The organism is Mycobacterium paraseoulense (genome assembly GCF_010731655.1).
Taxonomy (GTDB): Bacteria; Actinomycetota; Actinomycetes; order Mycobacteriales; family Mycobacteriaceae; genus Mycobacterium; species Mycobacterium paraseoulense.
In genome coordinates, this window is the sequence record NZ_AP022619.1 from 2,110,822 (window position 1) to 2,137,767 (window position 26,946).

The following is a 26,946-nucleotide window of genomic DNA, read 5'->3' on the forward strand; positions in this document are numbered from 1 at the left end:
CTTTCACGGTTCCCCCTTCGACACGCCTGCACCGCGGCGGGATTTCAGTGATCTTGTCCCCCACACGGTTCCGCGTGAGCACGGTGTAGTTGGTGCGTGAGCACGGTGTAGTTGGTGTAAGTGTGCCTGGTGCGGCCGGCATTTGTGTCTCGGGTCGGTCACGTTACGGCGACGCTACGGGGTGCAGCGGCGTCGCGTCAGCCTCGCCGCTTGATCGATTCCTGGAGACTCTTCGGCCGGATGTCGGTCCAATTCTGTTCCACATACTCCAGGCATTCGGCGCGGCTCGCTTCGCCGTAGACCACCCGCCAGCCCGCCGGCTTGTCGGCGAAGCTCGGCCACAGGCTGTGCTGCTCCTCGTCGTTGACCAGAACTAAGAACGTGCCGTTGTCGTCATCGAAGGGGTTGATGCTCATCGCGTCTCCTTGTCGTGTGCTTGGCCGGGCCGGCTAAGCCCCCCGCTGAACCCAATACCCGGTCTGACAACAATCCCAAGCAACTGAGGTTGGGAAATCCGGGCCCCTGCGTCAACCCGGACAGGTTGGGCAGAAACAGCTTCGGCGTCACGCCACCGACGGCCAGGTCATAGCCGATCGCCTCCTGCAGGCTATCCGCGGTCAGCGGTCCGCCCAGGCCGAGCTCCAACAGATCCAGCACGTCCTGCCCGAACAACGACGTGAACCACAGTGCGTCGGCACCGGAGCCGTCGATGACCAGATCGAAACCGTGCACCGTCTCGAGGTTCTCGCTGCCCCGGTTGGTGGACAACGTAAGCCGGATCTGGCCGTCCCGGCCCACCGCGTGGGCCACCCGGCCGCGCAAGTGGCGGATGCGGTCGTCGGCCAGCAGGGCCTCCTGCACGTTCGCCGAGAACACCCCGCGGTCGGTGCGGGCCAGCGCGTCTCGACGCTCGGCCAGCGTCAGCGCGGTCCAGTCGGTGGGGTCGGAAAACAGCGAGTTCTCGAAGAAGCTCTCCCCGCGGGTGAACAGCGTCACCTGCGGCGAGATGACGGTAATGGTCGAAACCCGGTGTCGGAAAAGCTCATTGAGCATCGACGCCGCTGTCTCGCCGCCGCCGATCACCGCCACGCGCTCGGCGCTGATCCGGTCGTGGCCCGCGGCGCGGTCCCAGAACTGGGCGATCGACAGCATGCGGGGGTTGCCGGGCAGCAACGACTTCTCGGCCTGGCCGGGGCCGGTGATCATCAGCGCATCCGCATGCACGGTGGTTTCGTGGGTGTGCAGCGCCCACTGGTCGCCGCTGACGGCCAGCCGTTCCACCTGGCCGTGCACCACATCGAGGCCGATCTGGCCGGCGACCCAGCCCAGGTATTGACTCCACTTGCGATGAGTGGGCGCCGGCCGGCCGCGGTCGATCCATTCGGCGAACGACGCCGTGGCGATCAGATAGGACTGCCAGCTGTAGCGGGTCATCCGCTCGTCGAGTTCGGCGTTGCGCCGGGGCACCAGCGCGGACCGGTACGGAAAGCCCACGTCCTTTTCCGGGCTGGTGCCCAGCCGGTGCGCACCGTCGGTCCAACCGCCGCTGGCCTGCCAGTTGGCCGCGACACCGATCCGCTCGACCGCGATCACCTCGGGGGCATCGACGCCCATGTCCCGCAGCACGGACGCCTTCGCCGCGACGGCTACCGCCTTGGCTCCCGCACCCAGGATCGCAAGCGTGCTCATGTCACCGTCTCCCGCAGCGATTCGATCCAAAGGCGTTGCAACTCGGCGACATCGGCGTCACTCAGAATGTCGGGCAGCGTGCGCCACTGCGCGGCCAGCACCCGTTGCCCATCGAAGGTGAGCATGGCCGCCGCGATGGTGAGCTCGTGACGCACCGCCAAGTCGGGCTCCGGCTGCGGCGACACCCCGGCCAACAGCTCGCGCTCCAGCCGCACCGCGGTGCCGCCCCCGGTATGGGCGGCGCCGAGGTAGTTCAACAGCAGTTGCGGGCCGCGCAACGGGGCGAGGCGTTCGGCGGTGTCGGCCCGCAGGTAGCGCAGCAGCCCGTAGTCCAGCCCGTCCCCGGGCATGGCCGCCAGCTGCTCCCCCACCTCTCCCGGGCCGGCCGACGTCACCCGCATCGGGTAGATGGAACTGAGCAGTCCGACGGTGTCGCCGGTGTCGATGGTGTGCGCGCTCGGCGCCTCGACGAGTCCGTCGGCGCGCCCGTGGGTTTCCAGCGCCAGCAGGGGCGGCGGCGTCGCCTGGTTCCGCGATCGCCGCCAACGCGTCACCGTTGCCGCGGTGGCGGCGATCAGAAGGTGCGGCAATGGCAGACCCGACTCCAGCAGCCGGCGGGTGGTGTCCGCGTCGGCGGCGACCAGACGGACGTCCAGATCGCGCGCCCGGTCGCGGCGCGGATCGACGCGCCGGGCACCGATGTCGGGATCGTCACCGTCGTGCTGGCCGGCCCAGAATTGCACCGTGTCGAGCCGGTGTGCGCGCTCGATGAGCGCGCCGGCCCAGCGCCTATAGCTGGTGTGCTCCCGGGCCGGGGCGGGCGGGCGGCCGCTGGCCAAAGCATTGAGGGCCGCGTCCAATTCGCCCAGAACCACCCGCCACGACGCCGGATCCATCGCCAGCACGTGGGCGGTCAGCAGCAGCACGCTCTGCCCGACCGGGGGGCGAAGCCACACCGCGGCCAGCAGTACACCCCCTTCCGGGTCGAGGCGGTCGACGGCCCGTGCGACGTGTCCGGGGATCACGGGTTGCAGGTCGTCGGACACCTCCACTTCGATGAGGTGGGGGCCGGCGGCCTGGGCCGGGATCAGCGTCATGGCCGCGCGGTCCAGGCGGGCGCGCAGCACCTCGTGCCCGGCCACGATGCCGGCCAGCGCGGTGTCCAATTGCTCGCGGGTGACGCCGTCGGGCAGCCGGATGGCTTCGGTCTGCGCCAGCCGGCGCGGCTCGCCGTATTCGTAGAGCCAGCGGCCGTTGGGCAGCACCGGCATGGGCTCGCTGCGGTCCTCGGCATCGCTTGCGCCGAAGACGGTTTCGGAGTCGATCGCCGCGGCCAGCTCGTGGATGTTGGCGCACTCGAGGATCAGCCTGGCGCGCAGGGCGATCCCCCTGGCCCGGGCCGCCTGCACCACCGTCAGGGCCATGATGCTGTCCAGACCCAGCTGCAGGAAATCCGCGGCCGCGTCGACCCGTGGCTGGTGCAGCAGTTCCGAAAGCAGTTCGGCCAGTGCGATTTCGGTGGGGGTCTCGGGCCGGGCCTCGGCGGACGCCGCCTCGCCGTCGTCGAGAGCGCTCAGGGCGGCCTCGTCCAGTTTCCCGTTGGCCGTCAGCGGGATTTCGTCGACCGCGACGATGCGCTGCGGAATCATGTAGCGCGGCAACCGGGAACCGAGCATGCCGCGTAACTCGGTCGCCGACGGTGGCCGAGGCGCCGCGCCGGAAATGACGACATACGCGGTCAGCCGCGCAACGCCGTGCCGCCGGCGCAGCACCACGCCCGCATGCTGGACGGCGGGGTGCGATTCCAGCGCCGCCGCGATCTCGCCCGGCTCGACGCGGTAGCCGCGGATCTTCACCTGTGCGTCGGCGCGGCCCACGTACCGCAGCGCGCCGTCGGGGCCGCGACGCACCAAATCGCCGGTGCGGTACATGCGCTCGCCGGACACGAACGGATCGGCCACGAATCGCTGGGCGGTTTCGGCGGCCCGGCCGAGGTACCCGCGCGCCAGCTGGGTGCCGCCCAGGTACAGCTCGCCGGTCGCCCCGCACGGCACCGGGCGCAGCGCCGAGTCCAGCACGTAACCGCGGGTGTGCAGGGTCGGCCGCCCGATCGCGGGCTCGTCGCGCTCCGCGATGGCGGCGACGACCGCCTCGACGGTGGTTTCGGTTGGCCCGTAGCAGTTGTAGGCCGCCATGCCCGTGCGCGCGCACTCGGCGCGGATGGAATTCCAGGCGGTCTTGCCCAGCGCTTCCCCACCCAGGGCGAGGACGGCCAGCGGAACGGTGGTGAGCAAACCGCATGCCGCCAGTTGGGCAAACATCGACGGGGTGGTGTCGATCATGTCGATGTCGTGTTCGGCGATCGCCGCGACCAGCGCCTCGGCGTCGGTCTGGGTGTGCTCGTCCACGACGTGCACGCCGTGCCCGTCGAGTAGGGCGACCAGCGGCTGCCAGGCGGCGTCGAACGCGAACGACCACGCATGTGCGATGCGCAGCGGCCGGCCGAGCCGGGCGGCCGCCGGCCGCAACACGTTGTCCAGGTGATCGTCGGCGTAGGCGGCCACCGCCGCGTGAGTCCCGATGACGCCCTTGGGTTCTCCGGTGGTGCCCGAGGTGAAGATGACGTACGCGGCCTGCCCGGCCGACACCGCGACCGCGCGGAAATCGGCGCCGGGTGGTCCGCCGGACGAGAGCCACTCGTCGTCGATCACGATGGACGCGCCGGACTGGCGCAGGATCGATGCCACCCGTTCGGGGGGTGTCCCCGGCTCCATCGGCACGCACACACCGCCGGCTTTGAGCACGGCGAGCGTCGCGACGATGTATTGCGGGCCACGGAAAAGCCGGATGGCGACCGGGGTTTCGGTCCGCACCCCGCGATCGGCGAGGCGGGCGGCCAGGCCGTCGGCGAGGGCGTCCAGTTCGCGGTAGCTCAGCGCGCCGCCCGCCCAGCTGACGGCGACGTTGTCCGGGGTCTCGCCGGCCACTTCGGCGAACCGCGTGTGGATGCCGACGACCGACGGGGCGGTGGGCGCGCTGGCGGCGCCGGGGGCGGGTACCTCGTCCTCGAAGAGGACGCTGACCTGGGGCAGCGGCCGCTCCCAGTCCCGCAGCAGCCGCTCGGCGGTGACGAGCACCCGCCGGCCGAAGGCGGCGGCGGGGACGTCGCCCAGTGCGCCGTCGATCACTTCGACCAGCACCACCAGCTCGCCACCTTCCATATGGGCCGCGACGGTGATCGGGAAGTGTGACAGCGTCTGCAGGGCGGACGGCCGGAATGTCGCACCGGCGGCGGTCAATTCGGTTCCGGCGGTCAGTCCGTCCAAGGGAAAGTTTTCGTAGACCAGCAGGGTGTCGAACATCTCCCCGACCCCACCGAGCGCCCGCAGTTGGGCATGCCCGAGGTAGCCGTGGTCGCGCAGCAGCGCGGCATCGCGCTGCACCGTGCGGCATTGCTCGCCGACGCTGACCGCCGGGTCGAACCGCACCCGCATGGGAACGGTGTTGATGAACAGGCCGATCATGGTCTCCACGCCGGCCAGTTCCGGGGGCCTGCCGGACACCGTTACCCCGAACACCACGTCCTGGCTGTCGGTGAGCCGAGACAGCACCAGCGCCCACGCCACCTGCATCAGCGTGTTGACGGTGATGCCGCGGGAGCGCGCCTGCTCGACCAGGCGCGCGCTGGCCTCCGCCGGCATCCGCAGTTCGGTGGTGCGGGGCAGCCCGGTCCGCCGACCCTCCGCCGAGCCCAGCGCGGCGGATAGCAGGGTGGGCCCGGGCAGGCCCTCCAGGTGTCGACGCCAGACGCGCTGGCCCGCTTCGGAATCGCGACGGGCCAGCCAGCCGATGTAATCGCGGTAGGGCCGCGGCGCGCGGGGCAGCGCCGACGGAGCACCGCCGGCCTGGTACAGGATCATCATCTCGTTGACGAACACCGGCAACGACCAGCCGTCGATCACGATGTGGTGCGCGGTGAGCACCAGACGCCATCGCGGACCGGGCAATTCGATGAGCAGGAAACGGATGACCGGCCCGCGTTCGAGGTCGAACGGCCGGCGGCGTTCGGCAACCTCCAGCGCCCCCAAATCCTCGGGTGCGGCCATGACGGTGCGCCATGGGAGCTCGACGCGGGACGGCACGATCTGCACCGGACGGGCGATGCCCCGGCTGAAGAAGCTGGCCCGAAGGTTGGGGTGGCGCACCAACATCTTGGTCGCGCAATCACGTAACAGCGTGACGTCGAGCGCACCGGAGATGTCCGCGGCCATCCCGATCACATAAGGATCGTCGGCGTCGCCGTCGCCGAACTCGGCGAGCGTGGTCAGCGAATACAAGCCCTCTTGCAGTGGGCTCAGCGCCATCACGTCCTCGATGTCGGGCGTGACATCCTTGGTGACCGTCATGGCGTACCGTCGCGCGACGACGACCAAAGCTGCGTCACCGCGGCAAGATCCTCGGTCGAGAGTCCGGACGTGCTCATCGGCTCGAACCGGGTGTCGGCGGGCTCCTCGACCTGCTCGCCGCCGTTGCGCCCCAGCGCATCCACCGCCGCCGCGAGCTGTTGCACGGTCGGGTTCTCGAAGATCATCCGCGGGCTGACCGCCAGGCCGGCGGCCCGTGCCCGCGAGGCCAGCTGCACCGACAGGATGCTGTCCCCGCCCAGCGCGAAGAAGTCGTCGAAGCGGCCCACCTCGGGTGTCGACAGTAGCTCGGCGAACACGTCGGCCAGCGCCCGTTCGGTGTCGGTGCGCGACGGTTCGACGCGCCCACTGGTGGTAACCGCCGGCCGCGGCAGCCCGGGCCGATTCAGCTTGCCCGATTCGGTTTTGGGAAGCTTCTCTAGGACGGTCAACGACGACGGCATCATGTAGCCGGGCAGTGTCGCGCCGATCGCGGCGCGCACCTCGGATGCGAACGAGGCCTTCTCGGTGTCATCGAGGATCCGACGTTGCGGCACAACATATCCGGCGAGCGAGGTCCCGCCGTGTGCCTCCCAGGTGCGGGCCGCCGCGGCGGCGACACCGTCGACTCCCGCCAGCGCCGCCTCGACCTCGGCCAACTCCACCCGGAAACCGCGTACCTGGACCTGGTGGTCGGAGCGTCCGACGAATTCCAGTCGGCCGTCCTCGGTCCAGCGGGCGAGGTCGCCACTGCGGTACAGACGTGAACCCGGCTCGAGCGCAAAGGGATTGGCCACGAACCGGGTGGCGGTCAGCGCGGGCCGCTTCCAATAGCCCCGCGCCAGTTGATCGCCGGCGTAATAGAGTTCGCCCACGACACCGACCGGTACCGGCCGCAGGCCGTCGTCGAGCAGGTAGGCGTCCGCCCCGGGAACCGGCTTGCCCACGAGCGGATTCGGCGGCTCCAGCCGCCCGCGGGATACCGCGCCGGACGTTTCGGTGGAGCCGATGTTGTTCAACAGCTCGATGTCCGCGCCGGAGCACACGGCCGCCAGCCGCTGCAGCAGCGACGTGCTCACCGGTTCTCCGCCGCACACCAACCTGGACAACGCCCGCACCGCGTCGGGCCGGCTGTCCACCAGGACCGATACCAGGCTGGGCACCGCGGTCACCTGCGCGACCGCGTGCCGACTCATCAACTCGGCGAGGGCTTCCGGGTCGCGGTGCTCGGTGTCGTCGGCGAGGATCATGGTGGCCCCCGCCGCCAGGCCGGCCAGCATCTCCATGCCGCCCTCGAGGAACGTGATCGAGGCCTGCGCCAGCCGAACGTCGTCCGTCCTGGGCGGGTAGTGCCGCAGCTGCCAGTCCAGCCGCGCCGCCATCGATCGGTGGGTGCCCAGCGCGCCTTTCGGCGTGCCGGTGGATCCGGACGTGAAGACCAGGAACATCGGGTGTTCGGGGTGCGGCAGCGGTAGTTCCCGCCGATCGACCTCCCCGTTCTCCACCGCGGCGCGCACCTGCGGGTCATCGAGCGAAAGCACCGCGACGCCGGCGACTTCGGGGACGGTGGCCGCCGCTTCGGCCGTCGCCACCACGACCGGCGGCCGCACGTCGTCGAGCATGAACTGCTTGCGCGCCAGCGGATAGCCGGGGTCGATGGGGAAGTAACCACCGCCCGCCTTCATGATGGCCACCAGCGCCACCACCAGGTCGACGCTGCGGCGCGTCGAGAGCCCGACCAACGACCCCGGGCCGACCCCCTGCGCGGCCAGCAGCGCCGCCAGGTTGTCCGAAAGACGGTGCAGCGCAGGGTAATCGATTTGCTGATCGCCGCAACGCACCGCGATCCGGTCGGGTCCCCAGCCTCGGCTCGGTTCCAGCAATTCCGGAATGGTGCGCGGCCGGTCGTGCGGGGGCCGCTCTCCGCGGCTCCAGTGCTCCAGCATGCGGCGCCGCTCTGCGGCGTCGGCCAGCTGCACATCTCGCAAACTCTGATCGACGTTGTCGGCAAACTCGGTGACCACCCGGGTGAGCCAACCGGCCAGCCGCTCGATGGTCGGCCTGGTGTACAGCTCCGTGCGGAAGATGAGGTTGCCGGTGTAACCGACGCCGTTCGAGCCGTCGGTGCCGAAGAAGTTGACGCTGAGATCGGCGTGCGCCATGTCGAAGACCGGGTCCAGCGAGGTGCACACCGTGGCCTGTCCGCCCTCGGGGGCCTGCTCGACCACCCGCATGGCGGGCAGCTGGTCACGGACGTGCACGACGACCTGGAACAGCGGGTTGCGCGACAACGAACGCACCGGGCTGACGCTGTCGACCACGCGGTCGAACGGCAGGTCCTGATGGGCGTAGGCGGCCAGCGCCGTTTCCCGCGCACGAGTCAGCAACTCGCGCAACGTCGGGTTCCCGGTCAGGTCGTTGCGCAGCACCAGGATGTTGACGAAAAAGCCGATCAGCTGGTCGAGTTCGGCCTCGGTGCGCCCCGCGATCGGGGTGCCCAGCGGGATGTCCAACCCACCACCCGCTTTGTGCAGCACCACGGCGACCGCCGTCTGCAGCAGCATGAATTCGGTGATGCCCAGCTCGCGGGACAATTCGGCGAGCTTGCCGCGGGTCGTGGCGTCGATGCGGAAGTCGACGGATTCGCCCGCCCCGCTGGGGACCGGCTGGCGGGGAAAGTCGGGCCGCAGCCCGGTGTTCTCCGGCAGCCCGGCCAATTGCCGGTTCCAGTACTCGCGCTGCTCGGCGGCGACAGGAGATTCTTGACCGGTGGCGTCGCCGAGGAACTCGCCCTGCCACGCCGCGTAGTCGGCGTACTGCACCCGCAGCGGCGCCCAGGACGGGGCCTCCCCCGCCCGGCGGGCCCGATAGGCGGTCATCACGTCGGCGAACAGCACCCCCGCCGACCAGTGGTCGGAGGCGATGTGGTGGACGACCAGTGACAGCACATGCTCGGCGGGGTTGTCGTCGGTGTGCCGCACCGCGACCCGTACCGGCAATTCGCGGTCCAGCTCGAAGCAGTGCCGGCGCTCGGCGTCCAATTCCCGTTGCAGCCAGGCGTCGTCGGGGCCGGCGGCGCGGCGCACGGATACCTCCCCGGCCGGTCCGACCACCTGATAGGGCACGCCGTCCAACTCCACGTAGGAGGTGCGCAGGATTTCGTGGCGGGCGACGACGTCGCCGACGGCGGCAACCAGGGCATCGATGTCCCACGGCCCGCTCAGTTTCGCGGCGAACGGAATGTTGTTGACCCAGCTGGGCCCGTCGACGCGGTAGGCGAACCAGCTGCGCAGCTGTGAGGCCGACAGTGGCATGGGCTCGTCGTGCGCGGTCGCGATCAGCTTGGGCCGCGACTGTCTCCGCTCACCGGAACTCAGCTGGTCGACCCGCTCGGCCAACGCGCCCACCGTCGCCAGTTCGAAGACGTCGCGGATGCCGATTTCCACGCCACAGTCCGAGCGGATGGCGGTGACCAGTTTCGTGGCCACCAGCGAGTGGCCGCCCAAGTCGAAGAACGAGTCGTCGACCCCCACCCGGTCGTGACCGAGCAGCGCGGCAAACAAGGCGGCGATGCGGCGTTCGGTGGGTGTGGTCGGGTCGCGGTATTGTGCGGCAGCCGCGATCTGCGGTTGGGGCAGCGCGGTGCGGTCGATCTTGCCGTGCGCCGTGATCGGGATTTCGTCGAGCGCAACGTAGGCGGCCGGCGTCATGTAGTCGGGCAGCGCCGCGGCCACCCGGGCGCGGATCCGTTCGATGTCAACGGTTTCCGGGTCACCACCCGGGGCCGGCGTGACGTATCCGACCAGGCTCTTGCCCAGCCGCGGCAGGTCCATGGCCAGCACCACCGCCTGCCCCACGCTGGGGTCGACCGTGATGGCGGCGGCGATCTCGCCCAGCTCGATGCGGAAGCCGCGGATCTTGACTTGTTCGTCGGCGCGACCGACGAACTCGATGTCGCCGTCGGCGTTGCGGCGGGCCAGGTCGCCCGAGCGGTACAGCCGGCCGCCCGGGGTGAACGGGTCGGCGACGAAACGCTCGGCAGTCAGCGCGGGCCTGCGGTGGTATCCGTGCGCGACATGAGTTCCACCGATGTAGATTTCGCCGATCGCGCCCGCGGGCACCGGGCGCAGCGCGTTGTCGAGCAGGTGGACCTGCGTGTTGATCTTCGGGCGCCCGATGGGCACCACCCGGGTGCCCTGCGCCCCTTCCACCGGATAGCTGGTGCAGTTGACCACGGTCTCGGTCGGTCCGTAGAAGTTGTACAGCAGCGCGTCGAACGTCGCGTGAAATTTGTCGGCGATCTCCCCGGGTAAGGCCTCGCCGCCGATGGGCACGCGGCGCAGCGTGCGCCACTGGCCGACGCCGGGCAGCGACAGGAACAGCCCGAGCAGCGACGGCACGAAGTGCATCGAGGTGATGCCTTCGCGGCTCAGCAGATCCGTCAGGTAGCCGATGTCGCGTAGCCCGTCCGGCCGCGGGATCACCAGCCGGGCGCCCATGATCAGCGTGCCGAAGATCTCTCCCATGGATACGTCGAAGCTCGGCGACGCGACCTGCAGCAGCCGGTCGGTCTCATCGACGCGGTACTCGTCACCGAACCACACGAAGTACTCGGCGATCGGCGCGTGCGGCACCGGCACGCCCTTGGGCATCCCTGTCGAACCCGACGTGTAGATCAGGTAGGCGGTGTTGTTTGGGCCCAACGGCCGGATCAACTCGGCGGGCGCGGTGGCCGGGTACCGCGACAACTCCGGAACCGGCTCGCGCAGAACGAGTTTGGCGTCGGCGTCGCCGAGGATGAAGGTCAGCCGATCCTCGGGGTAGGTGGGATCCACCGGCAGGTAGACCGCGCCCGCCTTCAGCACGCCCAGCGCGGTGATGACCAGCTCGGGTGACTTGTCCAGCAGCACCGCGACGCGGTCCTCGGTGCCGACGCCCTGCTCGATCAGCCAGTGCGCCAGGCGGTTCGACTCTTCGTCGATCTCGCGATAGGTGTAGTCGTGGCCCTCGTACACGACGGCGATGGCGGCGGGCGACAGCGCCGTCCGGCGCGTGATGAGCGCCGGCAAGGTGGTGGCCGGCGTTTCAAACGTTTCACCGGTCGAGGCGCGACGCAGCCACTCGGCGTCGTCGGCGCCCATCAGCGCGCACGCCGACAGCGCCGTGTCGGGGTTTGTCAGCGCGCCGTCCAGCAACACGGCGTAGTGCCGCAGCAGCTGGTCCACCAGCTGCTGATCCAGCACCTCGACCAGGTACTCGGCTTCGACCAGACCGCCGCCGGAGCGGTCCAGCTCAACCATGAAACTCAGTGGCAGCTGGTTGAAATGGCCGCGCAGCTCTCCGCGTGTGCACCGCACCCCGGGCGGGCGGAAACCGGCGCCATCGGACTCGCGCTGCCCGAAGCTCACCCGGGTCATCCGGTCGGCGCCGTGCCGGCGATCCGGGTTGGATTCGCGGACCAGCCAGTCCAGATCGGCGCGCGAATGGGCGAAGGCGCCCATCGCACGGTCCCGGGTCTCGGCCAGCAGCTCTCGGAACGTCTGGTGGGGCCGCGGCCGCAGCCGAATCACCACGGTGTTGCCGTAGTACCCGATGGCCGATTCGGTGCCGACGCCGCGGTTGAGCACTGGAGCGGCGATCAGGAAGTCGGTTGACTGGGTGTAGCGGTGCACCAGCGCGGCGAAGGCGGCCATCAGGACCATGTACGGGGTGGCACCGGTTTCCCGCGCCAGCGCCGCCGCCCGGTCGACGGTGGCCGCCGGTAACGGCAGCGTGGCGCGTTGGGCACGCCAGGTGCGTGGCACCACCGACCCGTTGGGACCCGGAAGCTCAAGCGGCTCCGGGAGGTTCGCCATCTGGCGTCGCCAGTATTCGTGGTCCGCGGCGGGATCCGCGGCTTCGTCCGGCGGTGGGACCGCTTGCGTGGGCTCGTCGCCGAAGCCGTCCGGATCGACATACGCGCGGGTCAAGTCGGTGAAAAACGGCGTCCACGAGGCGTCGTCCCAGGCGATGTGGTGGGCGGTGATCAACAGCATCAACTCGTCGGCCGAGAGCCGGGCCACGGTGACCCGCAGGGGCGAATCCGTGGCCAGGTCGAAGGGCCGGCGGAAATCGCGCTGCGCCAGCACGTCCAGCCGTAACCGCCGGGCCTGATCGGTCAACTCGGACAGGTCGTGCTCGGCCCACTCCGGCCGCAGTTCCTCGCGGACGACCGGATACGGATCGCCGTCGGCGCCCGTGTCATACGTCGTGTGCAGCACGGGGTGCCGCGCGGCCACGGCGTCGACCGCGTGCCGCAACCGGTCGGTGTCGACCGTGCCGGTGACGCGATAGGAGACGCAGACGTTGAGCAGCGCGCTGTCGGGGTCCACCGACTGCACGAACCACATCCGGTGCTGTCCGACGGACATCCGCGGCGCTTCGTAGGTCACCACCGCCGCTTCGGCGGCCGGGCTGGCCAGACCACGTTCGGCGATCCTGCGGCGCAACAACTCCAGGCGCTCATCGTCGAGCCGTGCGCCGGCTCGGGTGGTTTCCGTCACGCGGGGAGTCCAACCTTTCTGGCTTCGCGGGCGTCGGGCGTTGCGCCTTCGGGCGGCTCGCTCGAGCCCGCGCGCAACGCATCAATCAATTCGTCGAGGGTGATCCCGCCGAGCATGCGCGCGACGGCAACGGAGCGTCCGACCGTGCGGCGCAGCCGTTTACGCAGATCGAGTGCGAGCAACGAATCCACCCCGAGGTCTATCAGCGGTGCGCTCGGGTCGATCGAGACCGAGTCACCCAGGTGCAGTGTCGCGGCGAGTTCCGCGTGCACCGCCTCGGCCAGCGGCCTGGCGGCGGGGTCGCCCGCTGCACCGTCGCTGCGACGGGGCGCGCTGAACGGCATTGGCATGCCCTGGCTTTCGAAGAACACTGCAAGCCGGTCGAAGTCGGCGTCGAAGATCAGCGGGTCACCGTCATAGCGGTGCAGGCCGGCCGCGATCGCCGGCCCCGGCGCCATCGCGATCAGCCCGGAGCGTTCGGTGCGGGTGATCTCGTCGGCGCCCACGACGCCGGCGGCCTGCCACAGTCCCCACCGGATCGCCGTGCAGTCGTGGCCCCGGGCGCGCAGCTGGGCGACCAAGACGTCCAGCATCCGGTTGGAGGCGGCATAAGCGGCGTGGTGGTACCCGCCCCACACTCCGAACACCGACGAGCAGGCCAGGATTCGGCAGGCCGGCCGCAGCGGCCACATCTGCGCCAGCAGGGCCAGGCCACGCACCTTGGCGGCACACACCGCCGCCACGTCGGCGCCGGTCAGGTCGGCGCGGGAGCGCGTCTCGGCGATGCCGGCGGTATGGATCAGCAACGACGCCCCCGCGCCGGCGTGCCTGGCGGCGGCGGCCACCGCGCCCGGATCGGTGATGTCGCAGCGCAAAGCTCGTACCTCGGTGTCGTGGCCCTCGGTGAGCCGGTGCAGCGCGGTCTGGTCGAGACCGTTGCGGCTCAGCAGCGTGACCGTCCGCGCCCCGCGCTCGATGCAGTACCGCGCATACTGCAGGCCGATGGCTCCGCTGCCGCCGGTGATCACCACGTTGTCCAGTGCATCGGCGTCAAACGGCCGTTCGGTCGCCGAATCGCGGCACTGCGAGAAGGTACGGACGTAGCGCCGCGGCGATTCGGCGCCCCGCAGCGCCACCTCGCCCGTCTCGCCGAGCAGCGCGTCGACGACGGCGCGCGCCGTCCGCGCGTCGACCTCTCGGCCCGGCAGGTCGAGATGCCCGAAGGTCTGGTCGGTGAATTCGAACCCGACGCTGCGATGCATCGCGGCCAGCGCCGCCTGCGCCGGGGAGGCGTCGGCGTCGCCCGGATCGACGCTCTCAGCGCCCGCGGTGAGCAACCAGACGGCCCGGCAGCGCGGGCCGATCAGGGCGGCGTAGTCCGGGAGGCCCGCGTCCGGCAGGCCGGCGATCTGTTCGATCGCCGCCATCGGATCCCGCTCGTCGAGCCCGGGGGCGATGACCGCGACGATCTCCGCCTCCCGCGCTGAGACCACCCGGCAACCGCCTTGTGCCCCAACGGCGTCGATCAGCCGCTGCGTCAACGCGGTCTCGGCGCCGGTCGCGCCGAAGACCCCGATGTCGGCGCGCACCGCGTTCGATGGGGTCGCCGGCTGCCAGGTCTCGACCGCGACGGTGAGCGACGGGGCGGGCACCGTGTCCATCAGCGGCTCGGGCGCCGCCCAGAGGTGCACCGCCCGCATGGGCGCGTTGGGGAACCCGCGCAGCGGCCGCCGGGCACCGCCGGGGATGGTGTTCGCCCACTGGCAGCCGGGATCGGCGGTCGCCACGGTCGCGATGTTCTTCGCCAGCACGTCTGTGATGGCCCCCTCGCGGTGGCCCGACCCGACGGCCACGCTGGTCCGTTCGTCGATCAGGTCGGCGAGCGGGTACAGCAACGCGGGATGCGCGGACAACTCGACGTACGTGGTCGCCCCGAGTCTCCGGGCAGCCGTCACCGCCCAATCGAAACGCACCGTGTTGCAGAGATTTTCATACCAGTACTGTCCGAAGTCCACGTCGCTGCCGACCTCGCCGCCGAAGGTCGACCCGACGAATCTGACCGGGCTGTCCTGGAAAGCCGAGCGGGGAACGAGGTCGCTCAACTGCGCGCGCAACGGCCGCAGGACGCTGGTATGCCCCGGATAGTCCACGGACAGTTGATGGGTGAACATCCCGCGCTGGCGGGCCAGCCGTACGGCGGCCGCCGCGGCGTCGTGGTCTCCGGACACCACGGTGGACGAGGGGCCGTTGACCGCCGAAACTTCCAGCCAGCCCGCGGTCTCCCCGACCAGCGACTCCGCCTCGTCGACGCCGGCGCCCAGCACCACCATGGCGTATTGACCCGCCAATTGGTCGACGATGGTGGCGCGGGCGCCGACCAGCGCGGCCGCGTCGGGCAAGGAAATCGTTCCGGCCACGTACGCCGCCGCGACCTCGCCGAGGCTGTGGCCGATGGTGATGGCGGGGAGCACGCCGTGGAATCGCCATTCGTGGGCCAGGCTGACGGCGTGGGTGAACTGCGCCCCCTGGATTTCGGTCCGTGACCAGTCACGGTCGAGCGCTTCGGTCAGGTAGGGCAATGGTGAGGGCAGTCCCGCGGCGAGGAAGGCCTGCGCGCATCGGTCGGCCTCGGCCCGGTACGCCGGAAGTCGTTGATAGGCTTCGGCGCCCATCGATTGCCATTGGTTGCCCTGGCCGGGAAACACGAACGCGATGCACGGCGCCGCCCCGATCGAGGAGCGGGTGACCAGCGGGTGCTCGTCGCCGTGGGCCAGGGCGGACAGCCCGCTGGTGAGTTCGGCGCGGTTGGCCGCGCGGAGCACCGCGCGGTGCCGCCGCACCCGCCGCAGGCGCAGCAGGCTCGAGGCGATCGCCGCGGTGTCCGCGTCGGTCCGGTCCAGATAATCCAGGATTGCTCGGGCGTCGTCGGCGATCAGCTCTTCGTCGTGCGCGGTGAGCAACACCGGCACGCGACCGTCGGGCAGCGGGGACGTGAGCATCACGCGACCTCGGGGAGGGAGACGATCACGTGTGCGTTGGTGCCGGCGATGCCGAACGCCGACGTCGCCGCGATCCGTTGTCCGCCGACCGCCGGCCACGGGGTCATGGTCTTCGCCAAGCGCAAACCTTGGCTGTCCCAGTCGATTTCCGGGCTCGGGTCCGCCGCGTGAAGGGTCGGTGGGATGGCCCCGTGCTCGGCGGAGACCACCACCTTGGCCAGCCCGAGCGCTCCGCTGGCGGCCAGGGCGTGCCCGACGTTGGACTTCACCGAGCCCAGTACCGCGCCGCCGCCGGGCACCGTGGCGCCGTAAGTGTCTGCCAGCGAACGAAGTTCGGTGCGGTCGCCGAGCCGGGTGCCGGTGCCGTGGCCCTCGACCATGCCGACGTCCGCGGCGCCGATCCCGGCCTGCGTCATGGCGCGCCGGAACAGGCGCACTTGCGCCTCAGCGCTGGGAGCGCTCAGCCCGGCGCTGCGACCGTCCTGGTTGACGGCGGTGGCGCGGACCTCCGCGACGACGTGCCGGCCGGCGCGCAGCGCCGCCGATTTGCGTTGCAGCACGAACATCGCCGCCCCTTCGGCCCACACCGTCCCGCTGGCGTGCGCACTGTAGGGACGGCAGTGGCCGTCGTCGGAGAGGGCGTGCTGTTTGGAGAACTCGACGAAGAACCCGGGCGAGCCCAGCACGTTGACCCCGCCCGCCAGCGCCAGGTCGCAGTCACCGTTCTGGACCGAGCGCACGGCGACGTGGAACGCCGCGAGTGCGGACGCGCACGACGAGTCCACCGTCAGCGCCGGCCCGGCCAGCCCCAGCGTGTAGGCGACGCGCCCGGATATCACGCTCAGCGCGGTCCCGGCGAGCAGGTGGCCACTGTGCTGGGAGAAGTTGGCCATCTGCGGCCCATATCCGGTGGCCGAGGCGCCGACGAAGCACCCCACGTCGTGCCCGGCCAGGTCGTCGGGGTTGATGCCGCTGTTCTCCAGCGCGCGCCACGAGACGCGGAGAACGACGCGTTGCTGGGGGTCCATGGCGACGGCCTCCCTCGGTGAGATGCCGAAGAACTCGGGGTCGAAGGTGGTTGCACCCGAGAGGAATCCACCGCGGTCGTGGATTTCCTTGAAGCCGCTGCGCCGCGACCCGGCGAGCAGTTCGCTCACCTGCCAACCGCGGTCGGTCGGGAACGGACCCAGCGCCTCACGGCCGCCCGCCAACAAGTCCCAGTACTTCTCGGAGGTGTCGATGCCGCCGGGCGCTTCGAGCGCCAGGCCGACGATCACGACCGGATCGCCCGTGCCGTCGATCCTGGTGTCAGACATCGGCATTCACCCGCTCGGCCACGGCGTCGAGGTGTTCGTTGAGGTAGAAATGCCCGCCGTCGTAGAGCGAGAGGTCGAAAGTGCCCGCGGTGTGGTTCGCCCAGAGCCGCAAGGCGGCCGGGTCGACGCGGTGGTCGTCGCGCGCCCCCAGCACACGGATGTCGGCACGGATGCGCACGCCGGGACCGCACTCGTAGCGGTTGATCGCCCGGTAGTCGGCCCGCACCGCGGTGGCCAGCAGCTCGGCGAACTCGTCGTCGGCCAGCAGCTCGGGATCGGTGCCGCCCAGATCGGCGATGTCGGCGAGCAATCCGTCGTCGGTGGTGGGGAGTTCCGGCATGGCGGCAACCGCGGATGGTGCCGGTCCGGCCGACACCCACAGGCGCTGCACGGCGGTGTCGTGGAATTCGGCGATCCTGGCGAACTCGAACGCGACGACGGCACCCATGCTGTGGCCGAACAGCCGAAGCGGCGCGACGCGACTCCAAGGCCCCGCCTCGAAGAGGCCCCGGGCGAGGTCGTGCACCGTGTCGGGGGCCGGATGACTCAGCCGGTCCGCGCGCTGCGGGTACTGCACGATGTAGGTGTCCCCGCCCGCAGCGAGCGCGGTCGCCACCGACCGGTAGCTTGCCGCCGCGGCGCCGGCGTGCGGAAACACGACGGTCGCGCCGGCGCGCCGGCTCCCGCCCCTGCCGGGCACCCGCTTGATCCAGGATGCGAATTCGGTTGGCATGCTCACCACAGGGTTGGATGTCATTGCGCCGTACCGGGTTTCGCGGTCTGGCGACTGGCCGACAGCACCGCCTCGGCGTCCATCCGGATGACTTCGAGGTACAGCTCGGCCACCTGATCGAGCCGCGCGCCGTCCCGCTCCCGGCCCACCAGCAGATCCGCGAGCGCGGCAACGGTTCTGCTGGCGAAAATGTCGGCGACCATGATGTGGGCGGTGTCCAGCCAGCTCCGGATGCGGCCCACCGCCTGGGTGGCCAGCACCGAGTCGCCGCCGAGCGCGAAGAAGTCGTCGTCCCGACCGACCCGCTCCACGCCGAGCAGGTCGCCCAGGAGCGCGGCCAGGGCGGATTCCAGCGGCGTCGACGGGGCGCGGTAGCCGGGCCGATCGCGCAGCGAGACGACGGCGCCCAATTCGCGGGCGACCGCACGACGGTCGATCTTGCCGGCGTCGGTGAACGGGACGCGCTCCACCAGTGCGACGTGCCGCGGAACCATGTGTGCGGGAACGACTTCGCTCATCAACTCCCGAATCCGCTCCGCGCTGAGCTCGACGCTACCGGGGCTTTCCGGGCAGACCGCGGCGGCCAGCACCTCGGCGCCTCCGGCGCCGCGGAGCAGGGTGGCGACCGCGATCGCCACGCCCGGCAACCGACGCAGTGCTGCCTCGACCTCGCCGAGTTCGACGCGGTACCCGCTGATCTTGACCCGGTGATCGGCGCGGCCGACGAACTCACATGTGCCGTCGGGCCAATACCTGGCCAGGTCACCGGTGCGGTACCACCTGCGTCCCGCGTGCTCGACGAAGCGCTCGGCCGTGAGATCGGGGCGCCCGCGATAGCCGCGCGCGATGCCGCGGCCGGACACCCACAGCTCGCCGGCGACCCAGTCCGGGCAGTCGTCACCCTCCTCGTTGACGACGCGGCAGGCGTTGTTGGTCAGCGGCACCCCGTAGGGCAGCGCGGTCCAGTCCGCCGGCAGAGCGTCAGGGTCGGCGACCTCGAAAATGGTGTTGTGGACCGGGGTTTCGGTTGCTCCCCCCAGGCCGGCGAACCGGAGGTGCGGCGCCTCGGCCCGCAGGCGGCGCGCCACCTCGGGGCGCACCCAGTCCCCGCCGGTGGGAATCACCCGCACCGAGGACAGCCGGCCGCGGCCGACTTCGATCAGCATCTCCAGCCAGCCCGGCATGAAGTGCAGCACGGTGACCTGGTGGGTGTCGATGAGCCGGGCCCAGGCGTCGGGGTCGCGGCGCTGCGCTTCGTCGACCACCACGATCGATCCACCCGTCCGCAGGGTCACGAAGACGTCCATCACCGAGATGTCGCCCTCGAGCGTGGACAGGGCCAGGCATCGATCCGCGGGACCGATGTCGAAGTGGCGGCCGATGAACTCCACGGTGTTCATCGCGGCCTCGTGCGTCACCTCGACGCCCTTGGGCTCCCCGGTCGAGCCGGAGGTGAACAACACGTAGGCCAGGTCGGTGGGATCGACTCTCGCCGAAGGAATGTCGGTGGCCGCGCTGGCATCGCGCAGCACATCGGCGAGGATCAACTCGGGCACCGGCAGCGCCAGCCGCTGCCCGCCACACACCAGGGCCTGGCGCACCGACCCGGATTGCAGGATGCGCTCCGCGCGGTCGCGCGGCTGGTCGACGCCGATCGGCAGGTAAACCGCGCCGATGCTGAGGATGCCCAGCAGCGCCGGCACCTGCTCGGCGGTCTTGGGGCCCATCACCGCGACCGTGTCGCCGGCGCAGACACCTTCCGCCCTTAGCGCGGCGGCCACCGCCAGCGCCTGGTCGCGCAGCTGCGCGTAGCTGAGGTCTCCCGAGCCGGCGAATATCGCGGGCGCGTCGGGTCGCTGCTCGGCTTGCCGGAAGAACCCGTCGTGCAACGCTTCTCCGCTGGGTTCGGCGGTGCGGCCGTTGACCGCGTCGCGCACCGCCCGCTGGGCGTCCGGTAGCGGCGGCGGCCCAATCGCTTCCCAGCTGTCGTCGGTGGAGGCCAGCCTGAGCAATTCGTCGACGTGGTAGGCGAACATGGCGTCGACGACGCCGGGGGCGAAGACGCCCTCGCGGACATCCCAATTCACCAGCACGCCGCCGTCGAACTCGGTGACCTGAGCGTCGAGCAGCACCTGCGGCCCCTGGGAGATGATCCACGCGGGCGTGCCGAATTGGGCGGTGACCTCGCGGCTGAACAACTCGCCGAGTCCCAGCGCGCTGGTGAAGACCACCGGCGCCAGCACCTGCGTGCCGCGATGACGGCTGAGGTCCCGCAGCACCGACAGCCCCGGATAGGCGGAGTGGGCGGCGGCGGTCCGCATGGCGTCCTGCACGACCGCTGCTCGCGCCACCGGGGTGCGGGCGCCGGCGAGGTCGACGTCCAGCAGCAGCGACGAGGTGAAATCACCGACGAGCGCTTCGACGTCGGGGTGCAGAGGCTGGCGGCCGAACAGGGGCAGGTTCAGCAGGAAGCGTGAGGTGGTCGACCAGCGCGCCAGGGCGTTGGCGAAGGATGCGGCCAGTGTCATCGCGGGGGTGACCCCGCGGGCCTGGGCGCGGGAAAACAGGGCGTCACGGGTTTCCGGGTCCAGCCAGTGCCAGAGCCGGGTGCTCCTGCGCGAACTGCGGTCGCCGGTGGTGGGGAGCGTCGGCGGGTCGGGAAGTTGCGGGATGCGCTGCGCCCACCACTGCCGTGCCGCGTCGCGGGCCGGTTGCGGCCGCGCCTCGTCCGCCTCGATCGCGTGGCGGTACTGCCGGTAGGTGTAGCTCAAAGCGGACAGCTGGTTTCCGGCGTACAGGGCGGCGAGGTCGGCCATCAGCGTGCGATAGCTCATCGCGTCCGCGGCCTGCATGTCCAGATCGACATGCAGGCGCGAGCGTTCCTCGGGCAGGCGCGTCAGGGCGAGCTCGAACACCGCGCCGTCGAGCTGCTGGTGCGATTTGGCGTCGCGGATGGCGGCCAGCCGCTGTTCGACCACCGTGGTGTCCAGGTGGCGCAGGTCCTCGACCGTGACCGGGAATTCGTTACCCGTTGCCGCGATGCGTTGGGTGCCGTCGGGCAGGAACTCAACCCGCAGCATGGGGTGGCGCCGGGCCAGCTCGGTGGCGGCCGCGCGCAGCCGCGCGGGATCGATCGGCCCGCCGTCGAATTCGACGTAGAGATGTCCGGCCACCCCACCCAGCTGCTGGTTGTGCTGGCGGCCGATCCACATCGCGTGCTGCATCGGGGCCAGCGGGAAGGGCTCGCCCGCAGCCGCTGTCGCCGCCGCTTCGGTGGAAGGCTCTTGGTTGTTGGCGGGGCCGGCCGGTGCGTCGACGCTCACCAGCTCCGCCCAGGCTTCGACCGTGGGAGTTGCGGCCAGCGTGGCGAAATCGACGGCAATACCCTGGCGTCGCCAGCGGCCCGCCAGCGTCATGATCCGGATGGAATCCAGGCCCTGGCCGATGAGGTTGGCGGTCGGGTCAAGGTCGTCGGCACCGACGCCGAGCAGTTCGGCCACCTCTGCCCGGACGTCGTCTGCCGAGCGCGCCGAGGCACGCACCACGAAACCCTCCCTGAATTAGCACAGGCTGCCCTAAGTTGTGGTGGTTACCCTATCCTTACTCACGGATCGCCGCTACTACGCCCCCCCGTCTGAGGACCTCGATGACCGCGAACGCACGGCAAGCCCCGGCCGGGGCCCTCGAAGGGTTCGTGCCGTTCCCCGCCGATCGCGCCGCCGCCTACCGGGCCGCCGGCTACTGGGTGGGCCGCACGCTGGACACCATCCTGAGCGACGCGGCGGCGCGCTGGCCCGGCCGAGCGGCCGCGCTCGACGCCGCGGACGGCGCCGGCCTGAGTTACGCCGAGCTCGATGCGCGCGCCGACCGCGCCGCGGCGGGCCTCCGCGCTCTGGGCATCGCACCGGGCGACCGGGTGCTGCTCCAGCTGCCGAACGGTTGCCAGTTCGCGGTGGCCCTGTTCGGGCTGCTGCGGGCCGGCGCCATCCCGGTGATGTGTCTGCCCGGCCATCGGACGGCCGAATTGGGACATTTCGCCGCCGTCAGCCAGGCCACCGGGTTGGTGATTGCCGACGCGGTCAACGGTTTCGACTACCGGGCCATGGCCCGCGAACTCGTCAGGGACCACCCGGCGCTCCGGCACGTCGTCGTCGACGGCGACCCGGGCCCGTTCACCTCGTGGGCCCAGCTTTGCCAGCCAGCCACCCTCCCGCTCCCGGCACCGCCGCGCGATCCGGGATCGCCTGCGCTGCTCCTGGTTTCGGGCGGCACAACCGGCACTCCCAAACTCATCCCGCGCACCCACGACGATTACCTGTTCAACGCGACCGCCAGCGCACAGGTGTGCCGCCTCACGGCCGACGACGTGTATCTGGTGCTGCTCTCGGCCGGGCACAACTTCCCGCTGGCCTGCCCCGGGCTGCTCGGCGCCATGACGGTGGGCGCCACCACCGTGTTCGGCACCGACCCGAGCCCCGAGGCCGCCTTCGCCGCCATCGAGCGCCACGGTGTCACGGTCACCGCCCTGGTGCCGGCGCTGGCCAAATTGTGGGCGCAGGCCTGCGAGTGGGAACCGGTGACACCGAAAACCCTGCGGCTGTTGCAGGTTGGCGGGGCAAAGTTGGAACCCGACGACGGCCGCCTCATCCGCACTGCGCTGACCCCGGGGCTGCAGCAGGTGTTCGGTATGGCGGAAGGACTGCTGAACTACACCCGCCCGGACGATCCGGCCGAGCTCGTCGACCACACCCAGGGGCGCCCGCTGTGCCCGGCTGACGAACTGCGCGTCGTCGACGCGGACGGGCGACCGGTGGCGCCCGGCGAGGAAGGCGAGCTGCTGGTGCGCGGCCCGTACACGCTGAACGGCTACTACCGCGCTGACCGCGACAACGAACGTTGCTTCGATCCCAACGGCTTCTTCCGCACCGGTGACCTGGTCCGGCTCCGCGACGACGGCTATCTGACCGTGACCGGACGGGTCAAGGACGTGATCTGCCGCGGCGGGGAAACCATCTCCGCCGCCGAGCTCGAGGAGCAGATGCTCAGCCACCCGTCGATCTTCTCCGCGGCCGCGGTGCCGCTGCCCGACCCATACCTCGGCGAAACAATCTGCGCGGCAGTCGTTTTCACCGGGACCGGGGTGTCACTGGCGGAGCTGAACGCCCATCTCGACCAGCGTGGCGTGGCCGCCCATGCGCGGCCCGATGTGCTGGTTGCGATGGCAGCACTGCCGACCACACCGATCGGCAAGATCGACAAGAAGGCGATCGCAACCCAGGTTACGGCCCAACGAGCGCCCAGCTGACCAGGTCGTCGTTAGCTGTCCTTGGCGCGCAACGCGTTTAGCAGCCGATCCATCACCGCGCCGGCCTCGGCGCGCGCTTGACGATGATCGTCCGCGCGGGCGATGTAGAGCGTTGCCTCGCGCAGCGCCCCCATGACGGTCAGGGCGGTTGCCTCCACGGGTTGGGGCGGGATGCTGCCGGACTCGATAGCGTGGGTCAGCAGCGCCTTCACGAATCCGATGTTGTATCGGTTCCCGATGTCGCTCCAGCGCTCCCACCCCAACACCGCCAGCGCCTCCAGCAGCACGATGCGCTGAACCTCGGGCTCGGCGCACGCGTCCAACCACAGGCCCGCACACAGCCGCATGATCTCGACGGGGTCGGATTCCCCCGCGGCCGCGACGGCCTCCCCCATCCGGGCGGCCATCTCGCCCTCCACTTGCTCGAACACCGCGGCGAAAAGCTCTGTCTTGTCGGCGAAATGGTGGTACAACGCGCCGCGCGTCACCCCCGCGTCGCGCACGATCGTCTCCAGGGAAACCTCGGCGAATCCCAGCGACGCGAACAAGGGCCGGGCGGCACTGATCAGCGCGCCGCGCGTGTCGGCGGCACGCTCAGCCTGTGTGCGGCGACCATCCCGGGCCATTCCACCCTTACCTTTCACAGCTGAGTATGCATTGTCATACATACCGCATGAAGGTCGCGGGATCTTCTCCCACTCGGGCGGTGTCGCTCAGAACACCCTGAACCGGCGGGCGATGTCCAGCGCGGACGAGTCCCCCTCGGCCCGAACGCCGAGTCCTTCCCACGCGCCGCGCTGGGTGACCCAACGCACGAACGCTTGTGAATCGGATGTGATCCGCGCGGCCGGATCGCCCTGGGCGCCGAGGCGCAGCGTGCGGGCGCACATCCCGTCGAGGCGGATTTCGACACCGCCGCGCAAGTCGTTGAGCAGGTGGGTGTTCTGTTGCGGTAGCGCAGCCTCGATCCAGTCCAGCGTGGGGGCAAGCCGTAGCTCGTCGACCGCCGGCGGCTCGGACCGAACCGGCCCGTCCGGGGCGAAGAGGTCGTACCGCAGGTGGACAAAGGACTCGAAGACGAACGTCGTGGGCACCACCGCGGCCGGATATGTCCCGACATCGCCGATCGGTATGTCGACGTCTTGATCCTCGACCGCGGCGAGCACCTCGAGCCCACGCGAACTGACCGACTCGTAGTCGGCAATCACCTCCGCGGGCGTCATGGAGCGGCGGGACTCGACGTAAAGGTCGGCTGCGCGTTCGGCGGGCAGGCCGCCGGGATCAGGCAGCGTCGACGGATCGACCGCCAACCAATAGCTACATGCCATGTGCGACAACAGGTCCTGCACAGACCAGCCGGAACATCCGCTCTCCTTCGCCCACATCGGGTCGGGCAGCCGCGAGCAAACGTCAAGCACGATTGCACGTTCCTGCGCTATGGCGTCGAGCGTGCCACTCATAAACCGACCTCCCATATACATACTGTATGTATCACCATACATGCAGTATGTAGGAAGTCAAGAAGCGAGTGGTATGTACAGCTCACCGGTCGGGCAAGCTTCAATTGCCGCGCGGCGACGCGATGCCTCGACGGCTCGGGCCTTGCACGGCCGCGACCGCGCGCGGCGCCCCGCCTGCGAGTCTGCCTGGCAACTCTGCCATTTCGCGCACCCGCATGGGCCCCGGTACCGCACTTCCATCTGCAGCCAAAGGTGTTGCGCTCAGCCAAGACTGGCGACGGCGGCAAAATGTGTCCGGAGTCACACTGGCGCGAGGCGCCCAGCTCCGGCGGTGTGCGGCTTCTCACACCGGCAACCTCAGTGCGGCCGGCGAACGCGAGCGCCTCAGCAAATCCCGCCACATTTCAGGCGTCGACGCTGATGCGGATCTGCCGACATCTTTCCGCAAAGGCGTTGCGGCACAAAGTGACGACGATTCGTGAGCCGAACCAGGCAATGTCATCGATATCGCCCGGTTTCGCCCGAATGAGTCGGCGGAGACGCTCGCGCAGCCACGGGTATGTCCATTACCCACGCGGTCGGCCGAGTCGTCCGTTGGCCCGCCGACAGGCGCACAAATTGTTCGGCTGGTACTCTTCCGCCGTAACCGGACCTAGGATATCTTGATCGAGGCGTCGTTTCGCAGGCCCATTAGCGGCACGAATGGCTCGTCCAGATAGCGCTCGCTATCGGGGAAGGATTCGACAGCTTGCGTCGTGACGTCGCGATAAAGCCTTGTTTAAGCGGTGTTTTGGAGTAGACCGCGCGCGAATTCAAGCATTCGCAGTGTGGTCACTTCACACGGCAAGACGGTGGCAATCGGATGGGTGCGCAGAACCCCTCTGAGATTGCCGGGCCCAAGGGGGATCTTTATGGTTGCGCCGCACGCACATCCGCGAGTCATGCCTTCGCTCCGCTCGCCGGCATGTGGACGACCGAGCTCAACAACCCTGACTCACATCATCGTTCAGCAACTTTTGCGCGGTCGCGTTGCAGACATTCGGACTGACGTCGCCAACTGACGGGGGAAAGGTAACGCATGTTCCTGGGCACGGTGGACGACTGGACGGCCGAGGGTAACGTCGTATCCTGGTACCCCACCGCGGATACTTACGCCCGCGCTGCCGAAGCGCAATATCACCCTGCCCCGGTGAGTTACCAACAGTCGCAGCATCTTCGATATTACCGACGCCAGGTCGGCCTCGGTCGCGACATTCCGCGGTTGTGCATCGGGGCCTGGGAGATCAGGGGCATCTGCGATATCGATGCGATGACGCACGCGCTGAATAACCATGTGCGGCGCCATGATGCCTACCACGACCGGTTTTCCTTCAGTGACCGTGACGATATCCTCCGCTACGTTATCGCCGACCCGGACACGATCACGCTAACGCCAACGGATCACGGCGGCATGACTCCGCTTCAGATCCGCAAGATGATCCTCGATACTCCCGATCCGCTGCAGTGGGACTGCTTCAGCTTCGGAATCATCCAGGGCGAGGACCGGTTCACCATCTACATTGCCGTCGATCATTTGCGCGCCGATGGCATGTCGGCCGGTGTGATCTTCCTGGACATCCAGACGGCGTACTTCACCGAGCTGCAGAACGCGCAACTCGCCCTGCCGCCGGCGGCCAGTCACCGCGAATACAGCGCTGCTCAGCGGGCCTACACGGCGAGCCTGGACGACGATTCGCCCGAAATCCAGCGCTGGCGCAGCTTTCTGGAAGCGAACAACGGTGCGCTGCCGCGGTTTCCGCTCGAACTGGGCGAGGCGTCCGCTGATACTCCCGGAGCCATCGATGTGTTCGATCTGATCGACGACGACCAGGGCCGGCGTTTCGAGGCGGCGTGCCGCGGGGCGGGGGCGCGCTTCAGTGGCGGGGTGTTCGCCTGCGCGGCACTGGCCGAGCATCGGTTGACCGGCGCGGCAACATACTTCGGGCTCACGCCCTTCGACAACCGGCGAGACCCCGCACACACCACCGCGGTGGGTTGGTTGGCCAGTTTCGTCCCGTTGGCGATTCCGACGGCCGGCGCTTCCTTCGACCAGGTGGCCAGCGCCGCCCAGGCGTCGTTCGACGCGAGCACGGCCCTCGGCGCCGTGCCCTATTACCACCTGCTCGAGATGCCGAACGGATCGCCGGGCCGCCTCGAGGTTCCGGACCGGCCGGTCCCGATGCTGTCCTACATCGACATCCGCAAGCTCCCGTTCGGTGATTACTTCGACGGCCTGCGTGCCGGCATCTGGGGCGACAATCGGCTGTCGGAGACAGTGTGCATGTGGGTCAACCGCATGCACGACGGAACGCAGTTGGTGGTCGCCTACCCGGGCACTGACGTCGCCCGCCGGTCCGTGCGGCGCTACGTCGAGGCGATGCGCGCCGAGTTCATGCGGGCGTCCGGCGCCGCGTCGCACCACGATGCGTGATGCATTTGCGTTCGCGTGCCCGAGGTCTC

The 26,946-nt window shown here is 69.8% G+C and carries 12 protein-coding genes; 2 read left to right on the forward strand and 10 right to left on the reverse strand.

Annotated features, from left to right (window positions below; all coding sequences use genetic code 11):
* Window positions 1-197: 197 nt before the first annotated feature.
* The 8 genes from G6N51_RS09750 to G6N51_RS09785 are packed head-to-tail and all read right to left on the reverse strand — an operon-like array spanning window position 198 to window position 21,227.
* Complete coding sequence (locus G6N51_RS09750; protein ID WP_083169158.1) at window positions 198-416, reverse strand: MbtH family protein; 219 nt, start codon at window positions 414-416, stop codon at window positions 198-200.
* On the reverse strand, window positions 394-1,689 hold the full coding sequence (mbtG, locus tag G6N51_RS09755; protein WP_083169157.1) for an NADPH-dependent L-lysine N(6)-monooxygenase MbtG: 1,296 nt from the start codon (window positions 1,687-1,689) through the stop codon (window positions 394-396). The genes G6N51_RS09750 and mbtG overlap by 23 nt, the downstream gene beginning before the upstream one ends.
* Complete coding sequence (locus G6N51_RS09760) at window positions 1,686-6,095, reverse strand: non-ribosomal peptide synthetase (RefSeq protein ID WP_083169269.1); 4,410 nt, start codon at window positions 6,093-6,095, stop codon at window positions 1,686-1,688. Before G6N51_RS09760 ends, mbtG begins: the two co-directional genes overlap by 4 nt.
* Complete coding sequence (locus G6N51_RS09765; protein WP_083169156.1) at window positions 6,092-12,634, reverse strand: non-ribosomal peptide synthetase; 6,543 nt, start codon at window positions 12,632-12,634, stop codon at window positions 6,092-6,094. Before G6N51_RS09765 ends, G6N51_RS09760 begins: the two co-directional genes overlap by 4 nt.
* Entirely contained in the window at window positions 12,631-15,633 is a 3,003-nt protein-coding gene (gene mbtD, locus G6N51_RS09770; RefSeq protein ID WP_083169267.1) for a mycobactin polyketide synthase MbtD, read from the reverse strand. The genes G6N51_RS09765 and mbtD overlap by 4 nt, the downstream gene beginning before the upstream one ends.
* On the reverse strand, window positions 15,633-16,949 hold the full coding sequence (locus tag G6N51_RS09775; protein WP_083169265.1) for a beta-ketoacyl [acyl carrier protein] synthase domain-containing protein: 1,317 nt from the start codon (window positions 16,947-16,949) through the stop codon (window positions 15,633-15,635). Before G6N51_RS09775 ends, mbtD begins: the two co-directional genes overlap by 1 nt.
* Entirely contained in the window at window positions 16,942-17,682 is a 741-nt protein-coding gene (locus G6N51_RS09780) for a thioesterase II family protein (protein ID WP_232078307.1), read from the reverse strand. Before G6N51_RS09780 ends, G6N51_RS09775 begins: the two co-directional genes overlap by 8 nt.
* A 20-nt stretch (window positions 17,683-17,702) precedes the next feature.
* On the reverse strand, window positions 17,703-21,227 hold the full coding sequence (locus G6N51_RS09785; protein WP_083169154.1) for a non-ribosomal peptide synthetase: 3,525 nt from the start codon (window positions 21,225-21,227) through the stop codon (window positions 17,703-17,705).
* Window positions 21,228-21,328: 101 nt separating this feature from the next.
* Here G6N51_RS09785 and G6N51_RS09790 point away from each other — a divergent pair, with 101 nt between their 5' ends.
* Complete coding sequence (locus G6N51_RS09790; protein ID WP_083169153.1) at window positions 21,329-22,987, forward strand: (2,3-dihydroxybenzoyl)adenylate synthase; 1,659 nt, start codon at window positions 21,329-21,331, stop codon at window positions 22,985-22,987.
* A gap of 11 nt (window positions 22,988-22,998) precedes the next feature.
* Here G6N51_RS09790 and G6N51_RS09795 read toward each other — a convergent pair whose 3' ends face one another.
* Entirely contained in the window at window positions 22,999-23,613 is a 615-nt protein-coding gene (locus G6N51_RS09795) for a TetR/AcrR family transcriptional regulator (protein ID WP_083169151.1), read from the reverse strand.
* Window positions 23,614-23,700: 87 nt separating this feature from the next.
* Window positions 23,701-24,447 carry a DinB family protein gene (locus G6N51_RS09800; protein ID WP_083169148.1) on the reverse strand — a complete coding sequence of 249 codons (747 nt, stop codon included), beginning with the start codon at window positions 24,445-24,447 and terminating at the stop codon, window positions 23,701-23,703.
* Window positions 24,448-25,525: 1,078 nt separating this feature from the next.
* On the opposite strand from G6N51_RS09800, the gene G6N51_RS09805 reads away from it, so the two are divergent.
* Complete coding sequence (locus G6N51_RS09805) at window positions 25,526-26,917, forward strand: condensation domain-containing protein (RefSeq protein WP_083169145.1); 1,392 nt, start codon at window positions 25,526-25,528, stop codon at window positions 26,915-26,917.
* The last annotated feature ends 29 nt before the right edge of the window (window positions 26,918-26,946 follow it).